Here is a 254-nt window from a genome sequence, read left to right as displayed (position 1 = left end):
TAGGTTTCGTGATTGCGCTCGACTTCATCTCCCAGTTGCAGCATGTGATCCCATTCAAAGGTATACCGGGTGTAATCTCCAATCGTGGCAGATTTCCAGCCGTTCGCCTCCTGATCTAGATAGGGAGCAATTTTGCGCTGCAACGTAAAAGGAACCTCTTTTAAATGAATATGTTGCCTGCCCTGTGGAATACCGATCCAAATTTGCGCATGGTGGGAAACGATATTAGGAACGAGAAGGGCACCTACATGCGA

Annotated in this window: 1 protein-coding gene; it reads right to left on the bottom strand. The window is 47.6% G+C overall.

Annotated elements, in window-relative coordinates; translation table 11 throughout:
- Window positions 1–254, bottom strand: a 254-nt coding sequence (locus ACIFO6_RS24140; protein WP_430044591.1) for a hypothetical protein, incomplete at both ends; no start/stop codon positions are given.

It is taken from the genome of Paenibacillus sp. NRS-1781 (assembly GCF_050467745.1).
Taxonomy (GTDB): Bacteria; Bacillota; Bacilli; order Paenibacillales; family Paenibacillaceae; genus Paenibacillus; species Paenibacillus terrae_A.
Note: the sequence above shows the minus strand (reverse complement) of the source record. Positions and strands in the feature narration are given on the sequence as shown.